The organism is Klebsiella sp. 2680, from assembly GCF_900198535.1.
In the GTDB taxonomy this organism is placed as follows: Bacteria; Pseudomonadota; Gammaproteobacteria; order Enterobacterales; family Enterobacteriaceae; genus Klebsiella; species Klebsiella indica.
In genome coordinates this window covers 649005-671496 of record NZ_FZNJ01000002.1, presented here as the reverse complement: position 1 = coordinate 671496, position 22492 = coordinate 649005, and the positions used below count along the sequence as shown (strand labels likewise).

The following is a 22492-nucleotide window of genomic DNA, read 5'->3' as shown; positions in this document are numbered from 1 at the left end:
CGGTTTTGCCTCTTAACTTTGCGCGGCTTTCAGTGGCGCGAAACTGTTGCCGACAATTTCACCCTGCGCGCTTTGCGAGAATGGTTGAGGAATAGCCGGTACCGCCACATCGAGCAGGGGAAACAGCAGTTCTCCTACCCGATATGCCTCTTCCAGGTGCGGATACCCGGAGAGCACGAAGGTGTCTATACCGAGAGCGGCATATTCTTTAATCCGCTCTGCGACAGTCTGCGGGTCACCGACCAGCGCGGTACCCGCGCCGCCGCGAACCAGTCCGATACCGGCCCACAGGTTGGGGCTGATTTCCAGCTTGTCCCGCTTACCGCCATGCAGTTGCGCCATACGCCGCTGCCCCACCGAGTCAAAGCGCGCCAGCGCTTCCTGCGCTTTCGCAATGGTGTCATCATCCAGCCGGGAGATCAGCTGTTCTGCGGCTTGCCAGGCTTCCTCATTGGTTTCACGCACAATGACATGTAGACGAATCCCGAAACGAATCTTCCGTCCCTGAGCCGCCGCTTTGGCGCGTACCTGTTCCAGTTTTTCTCTCACCTCAGGGACCGGTTCCCCCCAGGTCAGATATAAATCCACCTGTTCTGCCGCCAGGTCCTGAGCTTCGTCGGAGGAACCGCCAAAGTAGAGTGGCGGGTGCGGTCGTTGTACAGGTGGAAAAAGGAGTTGAGCGCCTTTGACCTGCACATGTTTACCGGCAAAATCCACTTTCTCGCCGGATAACAGCCGCCGCCAGACGTGCGTAAATTCTGCCGAGGCCTGGTAACGCTCCGCGTGATCAAGAAACAGACCTTCGCCAGCTAATTCTTCCGGATTGCCGCCGGTCACCAGATTGAATAACGCGCGACCGTTAGAGAGTCGATCCAGGGTGGCGGCCTGACGTGCGGCCAGCGTCGGTGAAACAACGCCCGGACGCAGCGCAACCAGAAAGCGCAGTCGACGGGTCACGGGAATCAGCGACGACGCCACTAGCCAGGCGTCTTCACAGGAACTGCCCGTCGGGATTAACACGCCGCCAAAACCAATCCGATCCGCGGCTTGCGCAATCTGTTGCAAATAGCTGTGGTCCACCGTGCGTGCGGACGCGTCGCTGCCAAGATAACGGCCATCGCCATGTGTGGGAAGAAACCAAAAAATGTTCAGACTCATTGTGTTTGCCTCTATTTCCTATTGCGCAGCGTGGAAATGCCAGATCAGACTGGAAACATCCACAGCTTTAGGGATCAGGTGGTTTTGATAGAACAGGTCGGCCGTTTTTTGCTGGGCTTTCAGCGTAGAATCCTCCACCGGCTTAATGACGGTGATCGGACGGTGATCGAGATAACTGGCGATGACCGCCTTTGGCAGGCCCAGGGATTGAGACAGCAGATCAATGCTTTGCTCACGCTGACTGCGGGTCAGCGCATCTGCCTGGGTCAGAACCTGCAGGACCTGCTGTAAAAACGGACCATGCCGGGTGGCATAGTCGCGTGAAGCCAGATAGAACGAGCCCGCGCGGGTTATGCTGCTGCCATCGGCCAGCACCTGCGCGCCGCCCTGTAGCAATGCGGCAGAGTAGTAGGGATCCCAGATCGCCCACGCATCGACATCGCCTTGCTGGAATGCCGCGCGGGCATCTGCCGGAGTCAGATAGATGGGATGAATGTCAGTGAATTTCAGCCCCGCCTTTTGCAGCAGAAGCAGGAGGAGATTATGGGCGCTGGAACCTTTCTGAAAAGCCACCTTACGGCCCTTCAGCTCAGCAACCGTTTTTATCGGACTATTTTTCGCCACCAGAATCACTTCGGCCTTTGGTTTAGGCGGTTCCTCGCCGATATAAACCAAATCGGTTCCTGCCGCCTGAGCAAAAATGGGCGGTACTTCGCCGGTGCTGGCGATATCAATGCTGCCAACATTCAACGCTTCGAGCATTTGCGGCCCCGCAGGAAATTCGTTCCAGGTGATGCGGGTATGAGGAAAACGTTTTTCCAGCAGGTGCTGGCTTTTGGCCAGTACCAGCGCCACAGAACCTTTCTGATAGCCAACGCGCAATTGTGACGGGGCGTCTGCGGCCTGCGACAACGCGGTAAAGCCCAGCGCGCCTGCCAGTAACAGTCCGGTGATAACGCGATGATTCCATAATGACATCGGTGGCTCCTTGTTATGCGCTCTGACGCAGCGGTGTAACAGTCTGACGACGTTCCAGCGCCTGGGTGAAAGTGTTCAGCGCGTCATCCAGTCGTTGTTCCAGCGCAGGCGTGAACAGCGGGGTTCGTTCATAGTGAGCGATCTGGCTGTCATCGGCGAACACCCCCTGGAGGATCTCCTGGGCTTTCAGCGCATTGAGCACGGGTTTAAGGCTGTAATCCAGCGCCAGCATATGGGCGAGAGAGCCGCCGGTCGCAAAGGGCAACACCACTTTGTGTGCCAGCGCGCGCTCAGGTAAAAGGTCTAACAAGGCTTTCAGTACGCCGCTGAATGAGGCTTTATAAATCGGCGTTGCGATAATCAAGCCATCGGCGCTTTCCAGTTGTCGGTTAAATGTGTTTAACGCCGGGCTGTCAACGCGGGCGTTAAACAGATCTTCCGGCGGCAGATTGCTGATGTGCCAGGGAAGGACTTCAATGTTTTGTTCTTTCAGCCATTTCCCGGCATGGCTTAATAAAGCAGCCGTTCGGGAAGGGTAGCGTGGACTTCCGCCCAGCGTTAACACGCGCATAGCAACTCCTTATAACCTTTGGTTATTGTTTTTGAAGTGTTAATAACATGTTTCGAAGTCTGGCAGGAGAGTGAGCGCAGAGGAAATAAATTATTGTGAAATAAAAAGTGAATAATCAGATAACCTCGCTGAGGTGCTGCGGGGAATTTCGCGGAAACCGCGACGGGTGGCGCAATGCCGTTCACTTAAGCAAATTATTGGTGTTGTCTTTTGTTTTATTTGCCTGTCGTAATCGCATTATCGGTGGTTCTGGCGAGCATGACGCCGTTTTCACCCATTCAGATTCCGTGGTCAGTTCCGTTCACTATAAATTCGCGGATATTCGTTATATCCACAGCGTGTGAACGGGCAGGGGGACGTTTCGCCCGTCCCCCTGCACCCCCGGCATTGCGCTGAAAACCTGCCGCTGCGCGGTGCGCTCCACTCCGGCTTCATCTGGCGGACCGGGCGGGACTCGACGTCCCTGTCTCGACCCGCCCTCTGGCCGCCGTCCTGGCGGCCAGTCCTGGATGCGCGCCTGCGTTCCCGCCAGGTTTCCTTGATGCGCCCAACCCCCCCGGCGGTGAGCCCGCAGTAAACCTGCAACTGCCTGACCGCTGAAAGTGATAAAAAACTGTTTCTTTAAGCAGCGACGAATACGCTGCTGAAACCACAAAACCCACAGCGATGCCCTGGTGCCCGCTGAAACCGGCGAACCGGAGACCCGAAGACAAGGGCTGGACGCCAGGGATGGCGGCCAGAGGCGAATCGAGGCATGACGCCGAGTTGAGCCGACCGCAGGCTGAGGGCCGGGAGGTGAGCGCAGTGCGCAGCACCGGTTTCTTTGCGGGACCGCGGGGATTGTAAAGGGGGGGACGGTTTTCTCCCCCTTTACCCGTTCACGGGCGACGGTAGTTCATTTTCTGCGGGATTACGGTGAACGGAACCCGTGGCGCAGGGCCTGTATTTATGGTTTTCCAGGTCAGGTAAGGCGTCAGCCGCCACCTGACAGGAATGCGGGCATGGTAGCGAAACCCGGCCTGTTATCCTCCGGTGGCGCTGCTCTGGGGCCTCATATTCTGGTTCAGTGGGTTGTTCCGTTCACCGTCAGTACGAGGATATTCGTTATCTCCGCAGCGTGTGAACGGGCAGGGGGACGTTTCGCCCGTCCCCCTGCACCCCCGGCATGGCGCTGAAAACCTGCCGCTCCGCGGTCCGCTCCACTCCGGCTTCATCTGGCGGACCGGGCGGGACTCGACGTCCCTGTCTCGACCCGCCCTCTGGTCGCCGTCCTGGCGGCCAGTCCTGGATGCGCGCCTGCGTTCCCGCCAGGTTTCCTTGATGCGCCCAACCCCCATGCGGTGAGTCCGTTATTCGTCAGGGGCTTTTCAGAGGCTGAAAATTATAAAAAGGTTATATCCTTTATATTTCAGCCTGTATCAGCTCAGTAAGCGAATCAACTGAATCAGATTTTCGTTTAAACCACCGATTGACAGAACCGCTCAGCCAGCCATAAACGCAACTGACCAGCATTACGACGGGTGGCGTCGGCAATATGGCTTTCGGTTGGCGCAAATCGGCACGCATCAGGCTGGACGACGCCTGGTCTCTGGATTTACGCTATACGGTTACAGCGAGCGAGTTTCTTCAGGAAGGATAGCAATGAATAATGCATTTTTGTCGATTCACCCGGACCAGGTGACATTCTCGTCGCCAGCCATTTCCCTGCCAGTCGGGTATGCCTCCGTGGCCGGGCGGTTTTTCCGTCACAGGATCCCTTCGCCTTATGATGTCGAGATGGCGATCGCAACCATCGAAGACTGTATTCAGGCTGAGACCGGGTTACACGCCGTTGCCGGGACATTCCGCTGTTCTGACGATTATCTGAAAGCGATTTCGCGGATTGCGGGTGAGCTTAATCCCCTGACCCAGGGCGATATTGAAGATCTGTTCAACAGAGTTGCCGATGTGGTTTCCGGCAGTCCGTGGCGGGAGGAGGCATTCCCGGATGACCCGCATTTTATCAGCTACCTGATCATTCTCCGCGAGCTGTCGCACCATCTGAATATTCAAAATATTTACCTGCCTGAGAGTGAGAACAGGGCATCCCATTGATGGTATTCCAGCGGGCCTGGTCGCAAAAAAACGTGCCCGTTGTGGTCGTCGCCGAAACGGAGGCAATCTATATTTCCGCCCGGCGTCTATTTCAAACCATCTCCTTCGTATTTACCGCCGGGCGCAGCGTGCCGCGTCTTACCAGACGCGCATCAAACAACTGGCTGCCCGCTGCGTCCGCGCAGGGAGAGAGAATCCGTTCACATGCGGCTTCCGCCATCTCCGCCAGCGGCTGCGAGAAGGTGGTGAGCTGGTAGCCCAGCCAGCTGGCCTGCTCAATATCATCGAAGCCGATCACACAGAGATCTTGCGGAATGCGAAGGCTAAATTCGTAACGAGCGGCATCAATAAAGCCGCAGGCGATAAGGTCGGTGACGCAGAATATACCGTCGGGAGGCGTATTCTGGTTTAACAGTTCCCGTGCGGCGAGCACGCCGGTCTGGTAGCTGGCGCTGCCGGGGCGGATAAGCGCCACATCGGTATTGGCTGCGGCGGCGGCCGCCAGAAAGCGGGTTTCACGGATCACCATACTTGGTGAACGGGCGGCGGAAGAGACGATGGCCAGATTCCGGCATCCCGCGGCAACCAGATGGTCAAATGCCGCGTTCATTGTCGCGCTGTAATCGATATCGATATTCTCTGCGTTGGGAAACTCCCCCTGGCGGTTGATCAGGATCACCTGCTGTCCGCTTTGCAGGCACTGTTCAATCAGAGACGCCGGCGGTTTACCCGACAGCACGATAGTGGCGGTCGAACGATAGTTCAGCGTCTGCTGCAATGCCGCCCTGACATTCGCTTCACCGTCATCGGTGTTAATCACCATAACCGCCCGTCCGGCTTTGTGCAGGCGGCGGGTCAGGTGCTCAAGCAGGCGGGACTGATAAGGCGATGACAGGTTGCCGCCAAGAATACAGACCGGGCGGCTGGCTTCTTTGGAAAGGCCGCGCGCCAGGTGGTTGACGTGATAATTCAGCGCCTCTGCGGCAGCAAGCACTTTGCGTCGGGTTTCGGCGGAAACGCTTCTCCCCGGGGTAAAGGTGCGCGACACCGCCGAGCGGGAAACGCCCGCCAGGCGCGCCACCTCGCTGGCGCTGGCGAAGCCGGGATTGTTGTTCTGCGCGTTATTGCTCATGGCCTTGCTCCACGGCGGCAATTGCCCGTTCGCGCATAACGGCATGTTCGGCCAGGCGAGTCAGCGACGGTTTCGGCGTTTCAAACCATTCATCGGGATGGAGCTGACGCCGGTCGCGGACCCGGGCGATGGCGTCGTCGAGAGTCGGGAAGCGTTCCGGGCACTCCAGGTGCATAAACAGCGCGACAAGCGCCACGGAACGGCTGCGACCGCCGCGGCAGTTGACGAGGATGTTGCCCCGTTTACGATTGCGGTAGGAGGCTTTGTTCGGGATCTGTTGCAGCAGCGCCGAGCGCATCAGGTGATAGCCCGCATGCAGCATCTCCGGCGCGTTGCCCTCACCATCAACAAGCCCCAGCTTATAGTAGCGCACCGGCCCTGCGCCGTGGCAAAGCAGATGCGCCGCAGTGGCCGCTTCCGGCAGGATCACCCAGTCAATATCAAGGTTGACCGCGCAGTTAATGACGATGCCGATATCATGTTCCGCCAGCAACGCTGTATCGCTCACCCCGCAGGAATCGCCGATGTAAATATTCATCCCCCAGCCGGGAAAATCTTCCTCTATCAGACTGATTGCCGGGCGAGGATAGCGCACGCCCGGCGGTTGCGCGGCAGCGGAGGTGGAGGACTGCGCATCGAGCGCCAGCGGAATGCCCGATGCGCGAGCCAGCGCGACGGCGATGCCCGGCGCGACGGCCAGTACCGGCAAGCCATTGAAGATACCTTCGGCGCTATTGGGTATGATGCCGGTCCGCCCGCCCGCTTCACGCACCAGCAACAGTCCGGCCAGGCAATCCCAGGCGTTCATATGCATCTCGATATATCCGTCGGTACGGCCTTCCGCCACCCAGGCCAGCGCCAGCGCCCCGGAGCCGCCGCGGCGTACGCTGGCGCCCAGCGTGAGGAGGGACGCCATGACGTCCAGGTAGCGGCGCTGGCTGTGACGCGCCGACCACCCCAGTTCCACGGCGGCGCGCTGCGGGTCGGTAATCGCGGTACAGCGCAGAGGCTGGCCATTTTTTAGCGCGTAGCGGCCGCGACGCGCCAGATAAAGTTCCTGGCTTACCGGGTTATAAATTGCCCCCAGTTCGGTGACGCCGCGACACACCCAGGCGATGCAGACGCAAAAATGGGCAATGCCGCGGGCAAAGTTGGCGGTACCGTCAATCGGGTCCACCACCCACAGGCTCTCCGCGCTGGCGGGCTGGCTGGCGCTCTCTTCGCCGAGAATCAGATCGTCCGGAAAAGCCTCGCGAATCGCGCCGACAACCTCGCCTTCAACGAACGTATCGGCCTCGGTCAGAAAATCCTGAGGGCCTTTAAGCGCATATTCGCCCGCTTTGCGGGAGAGGAAGAAGCGCAGGGCGGTATCCCCGGCGGCGACAATAATGCGTTTGAGCGCCGTTTCATGCTGTTCAATATCGATAGTGGTCAAGGTATGTGCCGCCTGTTCTGAATGAAAGATATTTTGTTTTGTCGCCGTACCGGAACGTTATTTTTTATCGTTCAGGCTCCAGAAGTCCTGCCAGTCCTGGCGGCTTTGCCAGTCCTTTTGTACCGTAGAAGTGTGGTATTCCATTAATTCGCCGCGATATTGTTCAATGCCGGACTCCTCATCGGCCGGGAGTGAGACCGTCTGGTTGGTGGACATTTTGCCGTCTATGCCCTGCGGCGCGATGCCTTCGGCGGTCAACAGATAGTGAATAAATAACTTCGCGCTATTGGGGCTTTTACTGCCGGTGGCGATTACGCCGAGGCTCGGGTAATTCCAGCCGATAAACGGCTTTAATCCGCTGCACAGTCCAAGCTTCATTCCCAGCTTGTTGTCGCGGAATTTGGCGGTGGAAACCAGGCCGACAAAGTCGGTTTTGCTATCCGGCGCGCCGATGGCGGAGGCGGCATCATTATCCGAATGGGTCAGCAGTACGCCATTGCCCGCCAGCGCTTTCACCCATGCCGCGGTGGCCGATTTCTCATCGGTTTTCAGCGGTTTGCCGAATGCCTGCTGATACGCGTCGCGAACCTGCTGGTCGTAGTGGGTTTCCATCTGGCTGAACCAGTCGGTATAGGCCGGTTTGCCGGTGGGGTCCTGCATGGCCACCCGACCGTGCCACTGGGATTCGGTTAGCTGCCAGATATTGTTAATCGGGCAGGTGGCGTGATGCGCGGTATTATAGGCGAACACGTTCGGGGCCAGTACCACGGTCAGCGGCTTCTGATAGCGGGCGGCGATGCGGCCTTTCAGATCGTCCGGCACCCAGCTCTGCACATAGCCTTTATTCAGTAGCTGAATCATCCCCGCAGGCGCATCCTCAACAATGGCGACATCGGCCCGCACATTCTTCGCCTGGGCTTCCCGGCTCATAATCTCGATAATCTGCGGCGCATCGGCTTTTACGCCGCTGGCCTGTAGCCCATATTTCGCGCTGAAGGCTTTCGCCTGTTGCACGATTTTACCGGTGGAAGCATACACGGTAAGCGGCGGCTCTTTCTTCGCGGCGGCGATCAGTGCCTGAAGGTTAAAGGTTTCAGCCCGGACACAGGGCGCGCTCAGTAGAGCGCTGGCGATCAACACGGCGGTAAAATTACGCTTCATAATGGTTCCTCAGGAGTCAGTATCCGGTTAATTCGTGCCAACGTCGTGACGTAGCCCGTTGTGATTAAAGAAGTGCAGGGACGCGGTCGGTAGCAGGCAATGCACCTGCTGGCGAGCCTGCCAGCGAGGTCGAATCTGCGTGGAGTGAAACAGCCGGTCCTCGCCGGCAACCAGCTCAATCACCCAACTGCCGCCGGTGGGCATAATGTTATCGATAATCATCGGGATACTGTGGTTGTCTGAAGCGTCGCTGAGGACGATTTCTTCCGGGCGGATGCCGCAGTGTCGGGCCTGCCCGGACAGCGCGAAGCGCCGTTGCAGGTGCTGCGCCAGCCCGCTGTCTGGCTGGTGAAGCGGGATCATATTCAGGCGCGGCGTGCCGATAAACTCGGCAACAAAGCGGTTTGCCGGGGTAGTGTAGATCTCATCCGGCGTTCCCACCTGCTGCATTTGTCCGGCGCTCATCACCGCAATCGTGGTGGCCAGGGTCATGGCTTCCCACTGGTCGTGGCTGACAAATACGATGGTGGTGCCAAAGGTTTCATGCAGGCGGCGCAGCTCGGCGCGCATCTCCAGGCGCAGCGTGGCGTCGAGATTGGAGAGCGGTTCGTCCAGCAGCAGTACGCCGGGATTGACCGCCAGCATCCGGGCGAGGGCAACGCGCTGCTGTTGGCCGCCGGAGAGCTGAGCCGGATAGCGCCTGGCGTAATCGGCAATTCGCAGTTTTTCCATGACATCCTGGCGGCGGGCAATACGCTCTTTCGCGGGGATTTTTTGCAGGCGGAGGCCAAAATCAACGTTTTGCTCCACGGTCATATGCGGCCAGAGAGCATAGCTTTGAAAGACCAGGCCAATTCCGCGTTTTTCCGGCGGTACGTAAATACCGCGATCCACCGAATCGACGATCTTATCGCCGATGGCGATCTCCCCGCCGCTGGTGTGCTCAATTCCGGCAATCATCCGCAGAATGGTGGTCTTGCCGCAGCCGGATGGCCCCAGCAGGCACATAAATTCGCCGTCTTTCACCGTCAGATTGATGGCGTTAACCGCCGGAGCATCGCTGCCCGGATAGGTTTTCGTCAGATTGTTTAAATGAATCGCGGGCATGTTATTTCTCCAGACTATCAGCCAGACCGGTACCCGTGATCTTCTGGATCATCACCGTGCCGGCCCATGAAATCAGCGCAATCATCAGCACCACGGCATTGGCCGCCTGCTGGTAGTTGTAATCAATCAGGCGCAGGGACCAGGTGGTCAGCACGTCCGTTGCCGGAGTGGCAAGGATGACGAACAGGCTGACGCCTTTGATGCCGGAGATAAACGGCAGCAGTATGCCGGCTGCCAGAGGGGCCGCCTGAATAGGGATGACGATACGGCGAATGCGGGCGATCCAGCCTGCTCCGGCGATCCGCGCCGCTTCTTCGGCTTCTTTACCTAACTGAGTCATTGCGGCAATACCCGCGCGGCTGGCATACGGCATTTTTTCCGCAATCAGCGCCAGGATCAGAATCAACGGCGTGCCGTAGAGCGCCGGAACCGGCCCCCGGGCTACGGCAAACAGCGAGAGAAACGCGGCGGCAAAGGCGATACCCGGCACCAGATAAGGCAGGAAGGTGAGCTGGCGCAGGCAGGCGGCTACCCAGCGAAAGTGGCAGCGCGTCACCACATAGCCGACCAGCAGGCCCAGCACGCCGCAGGCCACGGATGCCGAACCGACAATCAGCAAGGTATTGCAGACCGTATGCCAGAATTCCGGCGTCAGAAGAATGCCGTTGCGCAGGGCGACGGTGTCGAGGTTGTGCCCAATCCAGTAAGCAAGAGTGAAGTTATCGGCGGTGAAGCGGCCAGGCAGCATCATTATCGTCGACAGAAACAGCGTCAGCAGAGGAATCACCATCCCCAACAAGACGAATAACAGCGGCAGCGCGGCGGCGGCTGCGCGCCAGCGTCCCAGGCTGCGGCGACGTTCCATCACGCCTTTACCGCCCACGGTCACAAAACGTTTTGCCTCGCGTAGCATCTTCATATCCAGCATCAGGGTCAGCATCCCCATCAGCATAATCACCGTGGCGATCACCGCCGCGACGCCGGACTGACGCGTGCCGATTGCCCGGTACAGTCCGGTGGAGAGGGTATCAAAATGTACCGGCAGGCCAAGAATATAGGGGAGGGCGAATTCGCCGATGCAGTCGGCGAAGATTAACAGCGCGGCGGAGAATAGCGCTGGGCGCACCAGCGGGATAATAACTTTAAAGGCGATAACCATGCGCGAGGCGCCGAGCACCCGCGCGCACTCTTCCATCTGGCTGTCCATACGTTGCAGCGCGTTGCCAACGATCAGGATCACCAACGGCGTGTAGTGCAGTACCATGATGACGACAATCGGGAAGTAACCATAGGCCACCCAGTCCGGGGTCTGGATCCCCATCGCCTCAAGCCATCCCGGCTGGCCGCCGATCGCGTTATTTTTGAAAATCGTGTTCCACGCCAGCGCAAAGGTCCAGGAAGGCAGCATAAACGGGACGATCAGCAGGGTGGCAAACCCCTTTCTGCCGACGATATCAGTACGGTTGATCAGCCATGCCAGCGAGACGCCGACGATAAGCGCGATCGTCACGGTGCTCAGGGCCACGCTCAGGGTATTGAGCAGCGGCGTCCACAGCAGCAGGTCTGACATCCGGGAAGTCAGCGTGCGCAGCAGGTACCAGGCGGTAAACGCGCCTTCTGCTGTCCCGGTTCGGCTCTCGTCGCCGCTTTGTACCAGGATCGCGTTTAACAGCACGGAAACAACCGGCGCGAGGATGATCCAACTGAACAACAGCAGCAGTAGCGCGCCCAGCAGATTTGCGGGTTCCTGGCTGATGATCGACAGCCGGTGGCGCAATTTAGGCCACAGGGTGTGGAGACGGATTTCGGATTGGTAAGACACGGGGTTCCCCCTGGCGGTGAAAGACAGACGGGAATATATCGGCGCAATGTGACAGTTTTACGAATTCTTTGCACGTACGTGCAAATTTTGACGGATTTATTTTATCCCCCCATATCGCGATGGGGGGGGAATCAGTTCTGGCGTCAGCGAGCAGCCACAGGCGGCGTTCGGCAAGAGAGGGCGCTATTTAACGTTGCTGCAAAATATCCCGTCACTGAAATACTGTTAAATCTTTGCCATCATCGACCAGATTTTTTTCCGCCAGCCGGACAAACGTATTCAGCGGGCACAGCTCGCCCAGCGTGGTTTCACGGCATCCGGGATAGGTAAATTCAGCCACCGGCAGCGGGTTGTGTTCATTCAGCGGCGAAAGTTGACGCCATTGGTCTAATGTTCTGGCGCTGAAAGTGAGGCGAACGAATCTCTCTCCGGTTTTTTTATCCAGGTAGCGCGCCATAATCAGACTGCCGCCGGGCGGAATATCATTACGGGGATAGACCGGCAGTTGCCAGTTAAAGCCGAGCATCGTCTGGATCTGTGCAATATTACTATCATGGCCAACAAAAATAACCAGCGGGCTTTGCAGATGGGTATTTTGCGATGCATTGTCAGATGCTTTTGTACCGGAAGATAGTGCCGCGATTAATTGACGCATTAATAGCGAGCCGCCGTGGCGGGCATATTCCGGCGTATCGCTGATCAGGTCATATTTTGCCGCATGCAGCGCCATTAAACGGTTCACATCCTGGGCATTTTTCACCTGGCCGAATGCGACCTCGGATAACGGCAAGTTTTCGCTATACTGCAGACGAATGGTTTCGCCAATCGAAGCGCCTTTAGATACCGGGCCGCTTAATTTAACTTTACCTTTTTCATTTATTTTAACGTTCCATTCGTTATCCAGAAACGCACAGCTTTTGCGATCGTCGGCGCACACTGCGTGGCGTAAATCCGCGACGGCCGCGGCGTATTTTTTTTGCGCCAGGGCGGAAGAACCGATTCTTTCTTTCACCTGCTGATACACGGCATCTTCATTCGGTCTGGCGATCCCCATTTCAATCGTATCAAAGAGCGGGTCGTGCTGATTCTTCGTGACGTGAATGGCCAGACCGCAGCCGGGGAACATGCCATCCAGTAACGCCTCTCCGGTTGCTCTGGTCCGCTGATCGGGGGCCGCCCATAGCCATACGCTCCCGGGCTTCGGGCAGGATGTGGGCTTCCCGACAGGCAGTCCCTGAGCACGCCACGTGGCCAGCTGATACGCTCCTTGTGTCAGCATCCCCGCATAGCCATGACCGGTTAAAAAACCATCCGGCACGCTCCATTTCGGCCATTTTTTCCCGGTAGCGGCTTCCAGCGCAGCGGTATCCGTTTGCGGGCGAACGCCGTGGCGGGAGAGCATCACCACTTTTTCCAGCTCATAGCGTGAGGCTTCGGCCGGAGCCGCATGGGACGCGGGTATCAGGCTGGCGCTCAGGCAGACCAGCAGCAGATTTAACGTCAGTAATTTCTTCATTTCGACTCCCGAGGGCGATTAAAATTCGTAGGTTATGCCGGTGATGAATTCCGTCTGTCGTGCGGAATCGCTTTTCGAGACGGCCTCATTTTTTACGCCGATATAGGGCGAAAAATGTTGCGTGAGCTGATATGCCACTTCAACCTTATGCTCAACATCCTGGCGTTTATTATTATATAAATTCTCATTACCGTGATACCAGATGAGGGTGTAACTGAATTTAAAATTGTTTATTTTTTGAGATATTTTTCCTTCAACTTTATCAACGCGCTTAGTCGGTTTTGCATCCCGGTCACTTATCTCTTTGCGATAACGCAGTGAGAGTTGCGTTTTATCAAACAGGCGATACTTAAATTTAATCGATGGCTTATATTTTTGCTCATTGCTTTTAAGGGCGAAGACCATGCCCGGCTCAATACTGAGCTTATCGGTAAGGTCCCGGGTATAATTAAGCTTAAATTCTTTTTCATTAATCTTCCGCCGTTCGAAGACGTCACCGGCATCGCCATTGGCTTTTTCTTGCGGATGAAATTTCAGTTTTACCCCGAGGCCAACGCCTGATTCGAAATCGTGAGAGATTTCCAGTTCATCAGTGTGTTGTCTGGAGATATCCTCGTATTTGTGCGCGTAATTTAATTCCAGCGCCAACGCGGAGTGTGAGAGTAAAATAAAGCCAGTTCCTGCCATCATTGGAAATACAATTTTCTTAATCATGGTGATTCTTATCTTGGTTAATCAGGAGGAACTGGAATTTACGGATGAAATATTTCATTTAAATTTAAGAAATAATTCAATTTTATGAATGTGCTATTTTGTCTGAATGACGAGTGGCGAGTGAAATAGAGAAAATCAGATGATGATATTTATGCACCTTTTGCGGATGGTGAAATATCTTGCACACCAGGGTTCGGAATCTGACCCGCAAAAGATTATTACGGATGCGAATGGCGCAGGAAAAATGTGTTTCTGGCGCAAAAAGTCAGGCCATTCTCCCGAAGGAGAATGGCGGGTAAAACTAGCGAAACAGCCGTTGTGTTTGCGACAAAGCCGTAACACTTAAGAAAACCGTCAACACCAGATAGAGACCAGGGGCAAAATGGCTGCCTGTGGCGCTGATGAGTAGCGTACAGATAAACGGGGCGAACCCACCGAATACCGTGACCGCAATGTTGTAACTGATGGACATCCCACTGGCGCGCGTGGCGACCGGAAAGATATCCGCCATTACTGACGGAATGGTGGAGAAGTAGATAGATTTCAGCAGGGCCATCCAGCCCACCAGCAGGCAAAGCGACAGCGGCGTGACGTTCAGGCTGGTCAGCCAGAAGGCCGGGAGCAGCGTAAAGGCCAGCATCCCCAGCGCCGTCCACAGTAAACGTTCGCGTCCAACGCGCTCCGCCAGCAGACCACTAACAGGGGTTACCACCGTGAGGATCACCCCGGCCAGCAAGGTGGCGCTGTACGCCGATGAGGCTGGTAGCCCCAGCGTTTTGGTCGCCCAGGTTGGCACATAGTTGAGCATGTAGTTAATTGCTGTTGAGACGACCATCAGACCGATCGCCAGCGCCAGCAGCCGTTTTTGCGAACCAAACAGCAGTTTCACCGGATGGCGGGTTTTCGCTGTTCTGGCATAAGCCGTGGGTTCATGCACATGGCGGCGGATCCACAAACCTACCGGGCCAATCAACAGGCCAAAGGCGAACGGCACGCGCCATCCCCAGTCAAGCAACTGTTCCGGCGTCAACCAGTGCGCCAGACCCAGGCCGAAGGCCGAGGCCATCAGGGTACTCGCCCCCTGTGTCGCGAACTGCCAACTGGCGATAAAGGTTTTACGCTCCGGGAAGTGCTCCACAAGGAATGCCGTCGAGCTGCCGAATTCCCCGCCAGCGGAGAAGCCCTGAATCAGGCGGGCAAGCAGAATAAGCAGCGGCGCCGCGACCCCTAATGTGGCATAGCCCGGCATAAAGGTGATCATCGCGCCGCCCAGCATCATCAGGTTGATAGAGAGTAACAGAGACGCTTTACGGCCATGTTTATCAGCATACGACCCCAGTATCACCGCGCCCAGCGGGCGGATCAGGAAGGCGATACCAAAACTGCCGAATGCCAGTAGCAATGACACCGTTGGGTTGGTGGTCGGGAAAAAGACCTGTGCGATATAGCTGGCAAAGAAACCGTAGACTGCAATATCAAACCACTCCAGCGCATTGCCAATACAGGTGGCGAAGAGCGTTTTCACCAGATTCGGGCGCGGGCCGGCCTGGTCTGATTCTCGAACGAGCGCTGTCATTGTGCACCTCCGTTTTGATGCGCAAGGTGACTGGCAAGCAGTGTTGCGCCTTGCTCGCCCAAATCCCAGAACAGACGAGTCATGATGGCAAGGCCCTCACGGGCAATGGCGATCGGTAAATGTTCATCCGGCGCATGTTGTCCGCAGGCGGGATATGAGTGGGGCACCCACAACGTCGGTAACCCTAAAATCCCGGCAAACACATCGTTTGGCAACGAACCGCCAAGGTTAGGCAACAGTGCCGGTTTGATACCGGTGGTTTCCTCCATCGCCGTCAGCGCCCAGCTGACCAGCGGGTCGGTCGGGTCGAAACGCGTTGCGGGAGTCCCGCGTATATCGCTAATGGTGACCATGGAAAAACCGTGGGCGTCCAGATGGTCGCGAACCGCCCGCTCCAGATGCGCCCAGTCAGTTCCGACCACAAAACGTAGCTGGCAGACTGCGGTCGCCTGACCAGGAATCGCATTCATCGGCTGCGCCGGGTTGCCGGTAAGAAAAGAGAGTACCTCCAGCGTGTTCCAGCCGAACAGTTTTTCCGCCGCCGTCAGACCCGGCTCCCCCCAGTTCGGGTCGGTTGCCGGATCGTGCTTACCGCGCGCTGGCGCGATGTCCGCCAGAATGGTTTTTAATGTGGGCGTCAGGGCTGGGGGCTTCAGGGCCGCAAGCTGAATCTCCCCTTTGCCATCCACCAGGCTGGCAATGGCGTTGGCCAGTTGCGTGCCGGGATTACTCAGCAGTCCCCCCCAGTTACCAGAGTGGTAATCTTTGGCGCGGGCATTGATGGTCAGACGGAAGTTAACGCAGCCACGAGAACCGAGGAACAGCGTCGGGCGCTGTGCATTCAGACGCGGGCCGTCGGAGGCGATCAACAGATCGGCCTTGATGCGTGTTTTCAACTGTTCGCATACGGCTGCCAGCCCCGGCGAGCTGATCTCTTCGCCCATTTCGCACAGCCAGACGCAGTTAAAGCCCAGGCGCCCGCTGCGTGCATGGAACACCTGCTCCAGCGCCGCCAGGTTCACGGTGTGCTGGCCTTTGTTGTCCGCCGCACCGCGCCCGTACCAGTTACCGTCGCGCTCGGTCAGCGTCCACGGCGACAACCCTTCCGCCCAGCGGGCATCGTCGCCAAATACCACATCGCCGTGCCCGTAAGACATGACGGTTGGCAAGCTGTCATCTTCCACTCGGCTGGCGAGTAAAAAGGGGCGAGCGGCGTTAACAGGGTTCGCGATAACCTCAGTGGTAAAGCCCATTTCATGAAAAGCCGGAATAAACGCTTCATCATAATAACGGCGCAGTTGTTCATCCCGGTCGCTGCGCTGGCTTTCGCTGGGAATGGCCACCCTGTCGGCAAGCGTGGTTTTAAAATGGCCGCTGTCGAACCACGCCAGCGCCTGCGCAATGATTTGTTGTGTTGTCATGTTGTTTGCCCTGTCTGTCTGCTCCCGATGGGGCAGATCGCTGTTATTGTCTTTTCGTTCTAAACCAGAACAGAGCCTTGCCACAATAATAATAATTGCAATTTGGCGTTGCCTTTTTGATAAGGGTACACTGCACAATTCCAGGGCGAGAGAGAGGAATCCCCTATGATGAGTCATGAGTTGCGCTACTTTTTTGCCGTAGCCACTACCGGATCGTTAAGCACGGCCAGCGCGCAATTGTATGTCGCTGGCTCGGCAATTAGCCGGCAGATCCAGAAACTGGAGATGCGGCTTGGCGTGACGCTTTTCGAGCGCCATTCGCGGGGAATGATCCTCACTGACGCCGGGCAGATTCTGGCGAATCATGTCCGCAAAAGTATGCGCGACATGGAGTTTGCAATGGCCGAGATTCAGGGGCTAAAAGCAGTGCGCAAAGCGTTGGTGCGTCTCGCCTGCACGGATGGTATGGCGTTTGACTTATTGCCAGGCCTGCTGGCGCAGTTTCGCCTGCAGTATCCTGGCGTCAGCTTTGATCTGCAGGTTGGCACCGCCATGCAAGTCGCCGAGTGGATTCGCCGCAACGATTGTGATGTGGCATTTCAGTTTAGCCTCGCGCCTGAACGGGACGTGGAAATTATTGCCGCCTGGCCCGCTCCGGTTCTGTTGCTGCTGGATAATGCACATCCGCTGGTGAAGCAACCGGGCGTGGCGATGGAAGATTTGCACCACTATCCGCTGGCATTGCCCGAGGCGGGCACCACACTGCGTCAGCTATTCGATCTCTCTTGTCGCATGGCGGGCACCTTCCTTGAACCGGCCTTTAGCAGCAATAACTTCTCGGCGTTATACGGTTTTACCCGCCATACGCAGGGGGCTGCTATTGTTTGCAGCCATTTCAGCGTACTGTGGCGGGCGAAACAGGATGGCATGACGCTTAAGGCCATCAATAACACCGCGCTCAGCCAGCGCACTCTGCAAATCCAGGTTCCGGGTAGCAAACACCGACCGACGGTGGTCAATACCTTTCTGGAGATGGCAGCGCAGTTGCTGGACAACGAACATAAACAATGGATGGCGCAACTATTCTGACATCGCGTTTATCATTTTGCTCCGGTGCTATCAGATCCGCGTCGTTAGTGATCGCCACGCACGCTATGACATCCCGCCAGGATAATGCCACTATCACGCATGTCGTCGGGTAAGCATATCGCGCGCTGTTTTCCAGCAGCTCCTGCTACTCATCAAGGCGGCGGAGCCGGGATAAGGCCAGTTGTGTTTGTCCAGTCAGGTTGGTTAATGGTGTGTGCCGTTCATGGAGTGCATCGGCATTAAAACTTTCCGGTTGCCAGATGACAGCGCTGGCCTTTATTGTCGGCGTATTCCCGCTGGTGCCAATAGTCGCATCGTTATTGAAACCGGCATCATCGGTGGCATACTCACCGACACCGTGCTGGTGCTTCTATTCGTGCTTTTTTAATCTGGTTAAATATTTGTTTACACATCGAAATAAATATAAAAATTGTCGGCAGGCAGCGAAATATGATAATTCATGAATATTATGGATAAAACATGGAATAATGTCGGGCCGTGTAAATTGTCTTGAATCTCAGTGGTAGAGCCAATTAAATGAATATACCCGTCATATTTCAAGTTGCTTGCAGGTTTGCCACGGCACTGGCCCAGGTCAGTGACCTGGGATTAGCTATCTGTCATTCTCATTTTAATAAACCCTGCGTATGCAGATTGCGGAAAGGAGCCCCACGTGAACATCGCCACTAAAACACTGGCATCACTGCTGGTATTCTCCATACCATTTAGCAGTTTTGCCATGCCTCCGGTCGGTCCTGGCCCCTTCGGGCATCACCCCGGCTGGCATGGACCGGTTCTTTTCCACAGAGGGCCGGGACCATTTCCCCATGGTGGGCCATATCCTCACCCTGGATACCGCGTGAATATATTGCCGGGGCTTGCCACAACATTATTACTCGGCGGAATAACCTATTACATTGTCAATGGTATTTATTATCAACGTCAGGCGGATCATTATATCGTTGTTGATGCGCCAGACACTGTCAGCAGCAGCCTTCATCCGCTGGATTATAACGGAAAGCGTTATTACGTTGAGGACGGCCATTATTATGAACGAGATATTAATGGTCATTATACTGAAGTGCCTCGCCCGCCAGGTTTATAACTCCACGATGTATGATGCGCCAGTCTTTATCAGACTGGCGCGGTAAGAGAATCGGGTTGCTTTACGGTCATACGTTGAGCTCAGAATCTTGATTTTATGGATGCGGCATACATGGGAAATTTCGGCAACGGGAGGCTGAGTCCGATCTTACTCGCTATTAGTGGACACGCTATTAAGCGCGAGGATTTATTGAAGAAACAGAATGTCACGGATAGTTGATGATAGTCTTCAATGCGTTCGAGCAACTCAGGCAACTGTTTCAGAGGCAGGGCAGGATAATGCCGTCTGACTGACGAAACCGTCATTCTCTGGCTTTGTTTAAGCCACTTCAAGAGCAGACAGACGTCACAGCGTGATAAATAAGGTTTACGGGGTGAGAGGTATATCACCTGTGGGTGCCAGGTTTGACGCCTTGTAGACATGAGGGTGCGTTACGTTGGTGCAGAAATGAATGTTTCTGCACTTATTGTGTGAAGGTTATTTGTGCAAGTCACCTTCTGTTTTTGTGAAAGCTCTTGAGGACATAACCGTGAGGCTGGCTTGAACGCCAACGCATCAGCTGTATTTCTGATTATGCTCAGTTTACGTTACGCAAAGGATCAGGCTTGTAGAGAGTATTCAGTACCATCAGGTCAAGTAACATTCACCGGAGCTCCTCCGGGGTACCATAGCCCACCAGCTTCTAAAAGCCTGCCCAATGCTTTTAATACTTTGCCTGCCTCCTTGTGGAGGCAAATGGCAGATTGGATCAATGCTGCCGCTTAGTAACACCCTAAAGGCTGTATTCCTTATTTAACAGCTTTTAGGCTGTAAAATTGATATAACAGCCTTTAGGGTGTATGTTTAGAAAACAGCCTGCAAGTTGTATCAGAGGAAACTACTGAGGCCAGTTTATGATCAATAATGATTACCCGTTAAACACGCTCAACCAGCTGCGTCCCTTGCTCATTGGTTTTCGCAAGGCGAATGGTCTTACGCAAAAAGACCTGTCCGAAAGGTTAGGTGTCACTCAACAGACATACGCACGTCTGGAAGCCAACCCTGCCAGTGCGAGCATTGAACGGCTGTTTAAGGTGTTTTCCGTCCTGGGTGTAAAAATCAGCTTCTCCTCGGCAACCACCTCTTCAGAAAAGAAGCAGACGGAAGAAATACTTAAATTAAGCTCACCTGCACGACAGGAGAATTGGTAACGATATGAGCCGGAAACAGCAGCGTCTGGCAATCTGGATGAACGGCATCAGGGTTGGGTACTGGGAAAAAAGTAAAGGGGTGGACAGCTTACACTACCTTCCAGAATGGAGTGCTGACGAACTGGGAAGGCCTCTGTCATTGTCCCTTCCTTTTACTCCCGGGAACCAGGTCTGGCGCGGAGATGTGGTACGTGACTATTTTGATAATTTACTCCCGGACAGCGAAGGCATACGCAGACGTCTGGCAATGCGTTACAAGGCCGATAGCCTTGAGCCTTTTGATCTGCTGACGGAGCTGGGGAAAGACTGTGTGGGCGCGATACAGCTGCTTCATGACGGCGAGGAACCCACGGATTTATATTCCGTGAAATATCATCCTCTTACTGAATCAGAAGTCGCGACAACTTTGCGTAATACCACGGAGACATTGCTACCGGGCAGGCCGGAAGATAACGACGACTTACGTTTATCTATTGCCGGTGCTCAGGAGAAAACAGCTTTACTGTGGCATGAAGATCGGTGGTGTATGCCGGAGGGTAATACACCGACGACGCATATATTCAAGCTACCGCTCGGGCTTGTCGGGAACATGAAAGCCGACATGAGCTCGTCGGTTGAAAATGAATGGCTCTGCTCGGTACTTCTCGAACAGTACGGGCTCCCCGTAGCAAGAACGCAGATTGCTCACTTTGAAGATCAGAAAGCGCTGGTGGTAGAACGTTTTGACCGGAGATGGTCAGGAGACGGGCAGTGGATCATTCGTTTACCCCAGGAGGATATGTGTCAGACCCTGGGCGTTTCGTCATTACGAAAATATCAGGCTGACGGCGTGTAAGAATCCCGCTAAACCGGACCATACACTTTTAGAGATCTTCCGGCATACTGATTATGTCCTCCTGAGGAGATCGCCATGCGCAAAGCCCGATTCACCGAGCACCATCTCAGGCGACCGTGAGTCACGTTCAGCAGCCCGCTGCTGTACCGGGTTGATATTCAGCGCCAGCATTTTACGGACACCTTCACGCTGCTGTCGCGCATCAGAGAGGGAGACGGCAGGCCAGGCTCCCAGTGCAATGCGGGATTCTTTACCGTTAATACGGTACTTGAGATACCAGTGACGTGAGCCACCCGGTTTGACCAGCAGATACAGACCGTGGGAATCGGAGACTTTAAAGGGTTTATCAGAAGGCTTGAGAGTGCGGATTTTCGCGTCGGTAAGGGACATATGGGGGTCACTCCATTATCGAACTAACCTGACCCCAGATTTGACCACCAATTTTTCCCGATGCGGAGGGTAAAATCAAAATGCACCGGGAAGAGTTTTCACGCTAACCTCTTGAATCAACATCAGATAAGGATTCGCAAAGATGCATGAAAACAGGAAATTGGCTCCTCTGACTGGACTCGAACCAGTGACATACGGATTAACAGTCCGCCGTTCTACCGACTGAACTACAGAGGAATCGTGTGAACGGGGCGCATACTACTGTCCACCGTTTTTTGTGTCAATACTAAATTTAACTTACTGATTCAAATGGTTAAATTTAACACAGTCCGTTGTTTTAGTGTACCGTCGGGTCATTGTCCTCGCTTTGCGAGTTAGTGTCGCCCAATCTCTCCAGGGGATTCTGGCGATAAAAATGACAAAAGCGTTGCCAAAGAGAGGGAAAGCGTGGGGCAAACAGTGCTGGCGCGCTAAAGAAATATTCAGAGAGCACGGCAAAACATTCGGCAGGATCGGTCGCGGCATAGGCGTCAATACTGGCCGCGCTTTCTCCAACCAGATCAATTTCATCCTGGATGTTATTCATTGCGGCATGGAGATCGTGTTCCCAGCCAGCGACGTCACGTAAAGCGATGAAAGGCACGCCACTCGCACGATCGCCATTACGGACATCTAATTTATGCGCTACTTCATGGACTATGAGGTTAAAACCTGATGCGTCAAAGGAATCCTGAATATCCAGCCAATTGAGAACAACGGGACCCTGTTGCCAGCTTTGACCCGATTGTATGACGCGCTGATTATGTACCAGGCCGATGTCGTCTTCCCATTCGTCATCAACGACGAACTCTGCGGGGTAGATAAGCACTTCGTGAAAACCGTCTAACCACTCAAGCCCCAGTTCGAGAACTGGCAGGCAAAACAGGAGTGCAATACGCGCGTTCTGCAGGGGAGTGAGTTCAAGCCCTTGCAACGCAACAAGACGCTTTTGTTGTAAAAAACGGGCTGCCATTTGCTGCAGCTTCTGCTGCTCCTGATCGGAGAGATTGGCTAAAACAGGGATGGCAAGCGCCTTTTCCCAGGGGATTTCTGCGTTGCCGGACTCTTCACCTACTTTCCAGGGCCATTTAAACATCATTTTGCTCGCAAAGTCGTCACTTGAACTGAATTAAAGAGACAGGAACTATTAAAATGCCAA

The 22492-nt window shown here is 55.3% G+C and carries 18 protein-coding genes, 1 tRNA gene and 3 pseudogenes; 6 read left to right on the top strand and 16 right to left on the bottom strand.

What is annotated here, in order from left to right; all coding sequences use genetic code 11:
• Positions 1–12: 12 nt before the first annotated feature.
• Genes ssuD through ssuE form a run of 3 tightly spaced genes read right to left on the bottom strand, consistent with a single transcriptional unit; the run spans position 13 to position 2707 of the window.
• A complete protein-coding gene (ssuD, locus tag FN037_RS10585) occupies positions 13–1158 on the bottom strand; it encodes an FMNH2-dependent alkanesulfonate monooxygenase (RefSeq protein WP_142502173.1) in 1146 nt (381 codons plus the stop codon).
• Positions 1159–1176: 18 nt separating this feature from the next.
• A complete protein-coding gene (locus tag FN037_RS10580; protein WP_142502172.1) occupies positions 1177–2136 on the bottom strand; it encodes a sulfonate ABC transporter substrate-binding protein in 960 nt (319 codons plus the stop codon).
• Between the two features lie 13 nt (positions 2137–2149).
• Positions 2150–2707: an NADPH-dependent FMN reductase gene (ssuE, locus tag FN037_RS10575; protein WP_138361740.1), complete on the bottom strand. Its 558-nt coding sequence runs from the start codon at positions 2705–2707 to the stop codon at positions 2150–2152.
• Between the two features lie 1641 nt (positions 2708–4348).
• Between ssuE and FN037_RS10570 the strand changes: the two genes are divergently transcribed.
• Positions 4349–4801: a hypothetical protein gene (locus FN037_RS10570; protein WP_142502171.1), complete on the top strand. Its 453-nt coding sequence runs from the start codon at positions 4349–4351 to the stop codon at positions 4799–4801.
• A 91-nt stretch (positions 4802–4892) separates the two neighbouring features.
• On the opposite strand, the gene FN037_RS10565 is transcribed toward FN037_RS10570, so the two are convergent.
• From FN037_RS10565 to FN037_RS10525, 9 genes are all read right to left on the bottom strand, one after another.
• Positions 4893–5933, bottom strand: coding sequence for a substrate-binding domain-containing protein (locus FN037_RS10565; RefSeq protein WP_142502170.1), 1041 nt, complete (start codon positions 5931–5933; stop codon positions 4893–4895).
• Positions 5923–7368, bottom strand: a complete 1446-nt coding sequence (locus FN037_RS10560; RefSeq protein ID WP_142502169.1) for an inositol monophosphatase family protein — start codon at positions 7366–7368, stop codon at positions 5923–5925. The genes FN037_RS10565 and FN037_RS10560 overlap by 11 nt, the downstream gene beginning before the upstream one ends.
• A 57-nt stretch (positions 7369–7425) precedes the next feature.
• The gene (locus tag FN037_RS10555) at positions 7426–8529 is read right to left on the bottom strand and encodes an ABC transporter substrate-binding protein (protein ID WP_142502168.1); all 1104 of its coding nucleotides are present in this window, start codon (positions 8527–8529) and stop codon (positions 7426–7428) included.
• 27 nt (positions 8530–8556) lie between these two features.
• A complete protein-coding gene (locus tag FN037_RS10550; RefSeq protein ID WP_142502167.1) occupies positions 8557–9636 on the bottom strand; it encodes an ABC transporter ATP-binding protein in 1080 nt (359 codons plus the stop codon).
• A gap of 1 nt (position 9637) precedes the next feature.
• Positions 9638–11458 (bottom strand): iron ABC transporter permease, encoded by a 1821-nt coding sequence (locus FN037_RS10545; protein ID WP_142502166.1) that lies wholly within the window; start codon positions 11456–11458, stop codon positions 9638–9640.
• Between the two features lie 211 nt (positions 11459–11669).
• Positions 11670–12974, bottom strand: coding sequence for a histidine-type phosphatase (locus tag FN037_RS10540; RefSeq protein ID WP_142502165.1), 1305 nt, complete (start codon positions 12972–12974; stop codon positions 11670–11672).
• Between the two features lie 18 nt (positions 12975–12992).
• Positions 12993–13688: an oligogalacturonate-specific porin KdgM family protein gene (locus FN037_RS10535; RefSeq protein WP_142502164.1), complete on the bottom strand. Its 696-nt coding sequence runs from the start codon at positions 13686–13688 to the stop codon at positions 12993–12995.
• Between the two features lie 301 nt (positions 13689–13989).
• A complete protein-coding gene (locus tag FN037_RS10530) occupies positions 13990–15264 on the bottom strand; it encodes an MFS transporter (RefSeq protein ID WP_142502163.1) in 1275 nt (424 codons plus the stop codon).
• Positions 15261–16685, bottom strand: coding sequence for a M20 family metallopeptidase (locus FN037_RS10525; RefSeq protein WP_142502162.1), 1425 nt, complete (start codon positions 16683–16685; stop codon positions 15261–15263). Before FN037_RS10525 ends, FN037_RS10530 begins: the two co-directional genes overlap by 4 nt.
• 165 nt (positions 16686–16850) lie before the next feature.
• Between FN037_RS10525 and FN037_RS10520 the strand changes: the two genes are divergently transcribed.
• The 3 genes from FN037_RS10520 to FN037_RS10515 all read left to right on the top strand — a co-directional run bounded on the left by FN037_RS10520 (position 16851) and on the right by FN037_RS10515 (position 18879).
• On the top strand, positions 16851–17774 hold the full coding sequence (locus FN037_RS10520) for a LysR family transcriptional regulator (protein WP_142502161.1): 924 nt from the start codon (positions 16851–16853) through the stop codon (positions 17772–17774).
• Positions 17775–17997: 223 nt separating this feature from the next.
• Complete coding sequence (locus FN037_RS24385; protein WP_185929248.1) at positions 17998–18162, top strand: hypothetical protein; 165 nt, start codon at positions 17998–18000, stop codon at positions 18160–18162.
• Positions 18163–18447: 285 nt separating this feature from the next.
• Positions 18448–18879, top strand: coding sequence for a DUF6515 family protein (locus FN037_RS10515; protein WP_308565059.1), 432 nt, complete (start codon positions 18448–18450; stop codon positions 18877–18879).
• A gap of 215 nt (positions 18880–19094) precedes the next feature.
• On the opposite strand, the pseudogene FN037_RS24770 reads toward FN037_RS10515, so the two are convergent.
• A pseudogene (locus tag FN037_RS24770) lies at positions 19095–19184 on the bottom strand (hypothetical protein); the annotation flags it as partial.
• A gap of 591 nt (positions 19185–19775) precedes the next feature.
• Between FN037_RS24770 and FN037_RS10505 the strand changes: the two are divergent.
• Together FN037_RS10505 and FN037_RS10500 are read left to right on the top strand one after the other, a co-directional pair.
• Positions 19776–20069 (top strand): helix-turn-helix transcriptional regulator, encoded by a 294-nt coding sequence (locus FN037_RS10505; RefSeq protein WP_138363081.1) that lies wholly within the window; start codon positions 19776–19778, stop codon positions 20067–20069.
• Between the two features lie 4 nt (positions 20070–20073).
• Positions 20074–20898 (top strand): annotated as a pseudogene (locus tag FN037_RS10500) (HipA domain-containing protein); the annotation flags it as partial.
• 105 nt (positions 20899–21003) lie between these two features.
• On the opposite strand, the pseudogene FN037_RS10495 reads toward FN037_RS10500, so the two are convergent.
• The 3 genes and pseudogenes from FN037_RS10495 to mtfA all read right to left on the bottom strand — a co-directional run.
• Positions 21004–21294, bottom strand: a pseudogene (locus FN037_RS10495) (Arm DNA-binding domain-containing protein); the annotation flags it as partial.
• A gap of 161 nt (positions 21295–21455) precedes the next feature.
• Positions 21456–21531: transfer RNA gene (locus FN037_RS10490), tRNA-Asn, on the bottom strand.
• 100 nt (positions 21532–21631) lie between these two features.
• The gene (gene mtfA / locus FN037_RS10485; protein WP_171034950.1) at positions 21632–22432 is read right to left on the bottom strand and encodes a DgsA anti-repressor MtfA; all 801 of its coding nucleotides are present in this window, start codon (positions 22430–22432) and stop codon (positions 21632–21634) included.
• Between the last annotated feature and the right edge of the window lie 60 nt (positions 22433–22492).

Excerpts from the sequence above, each read along its gene's own strand:
- ssuD (WP_142502173.1), bottom strand. The coding sequence starts at position 1,158 with ATGAGTCTGAACATTTTTTGGTTTCTTCCCACACATGGCGATGGCCGT.
- FN037_RS10520 (WP_142502161.1), top strand. The coding sequence starts at position 16,851 with ATGATGAGTCATGAGTTGCGCTACTTTTTTGCCGTAGCCACTACCGGA.
- FN037_RS10525 (WP_142502162.1), bottom strand. The coding sequence starts at position 16,685 with ATGACAACACAACAAATCATTGCGCAGGCGCTGGCGTGGTTCGACAGC.
- FN037_RS10555 (WP_142502168.1), bottom strand. The coding sequence starts at position 8,529 with ATGAAGCGTAATTTTACCGCCGTGTTGATCGCCAGCGCTCTACTGAGC.
- FN037_RS10580 (WP_142502172.1), bottom strand. The coding sequence starts at position 2,136 with ATGTCATTATGGAATCATCGCGTTATCACCGGACTGTTACTGGCAGGC.
- FN037_RS10570 (WP_142502171.1), top strand. The coding sequence starts at position 4,349 with ATGAATAATGCATTTTTGTCGATTCACCCGGACCAGGTGACATTCTCG.
- FN037_RS24385 (WP_185929248.1), top strand. The coding sequence starts at position 17,998 with ATGGAGTGCATCGGCATTAAAACTTTCCGGTTGCCAGATGACAGCGCT.
- FN037_RS10550 (WP_142502167.1), bottom strand. The coding sequence starts at position 9,636 with ATGCCCGCGATTCATTTAAACAATCTGACGAAAACCTATCCGGGCAGC.
- FN037_RS10565 (WP_142502170.1), bottom strand. The coding sequence starts at position 5,933 with ATGAGCAATAACGCGCAGAACAACAATCCCGGCTTCGCCAGCGCCAGC.
- FN037_RS10535 (WP_142502164.1), bottom strand. The coding sequence starts at position 13,688 with ATGATTAAGAAAATTGTATTTCCAATGATGGCAGGAACTGGCTTTATT.
- FN037_RS10540 (WP_142502165.1), bottom strand. The coding sequence starts at position 12,974 with ATGAAGAAATTACTGACGTTAAATCTGCTGCTGGTCTGCCTGAGCGCC.
- mtfA (WP_171034950.1), bottom strand. The coding sequence starts at position 22,432 with ATGATGTTTAAATGGCCCTGGAAAGTAGGTGAAGAGTCCGGCAACGCA.
- FN037_RS10530 (WP_142502163.1), bottom strand. The coding sequence starts at position 15,264 with ATGACAGCGCTCGTTCGAGAATCAGACCAGGCCGGCCCGCGCCCGAAT.
- ssuE (WP_138361740.1), bottom strand. The coding sequence starts at position 2,707 with ATGCGCGTGTTAACGCTGGGCGGAAGTCCACGCTACCCTTCCCGAACG.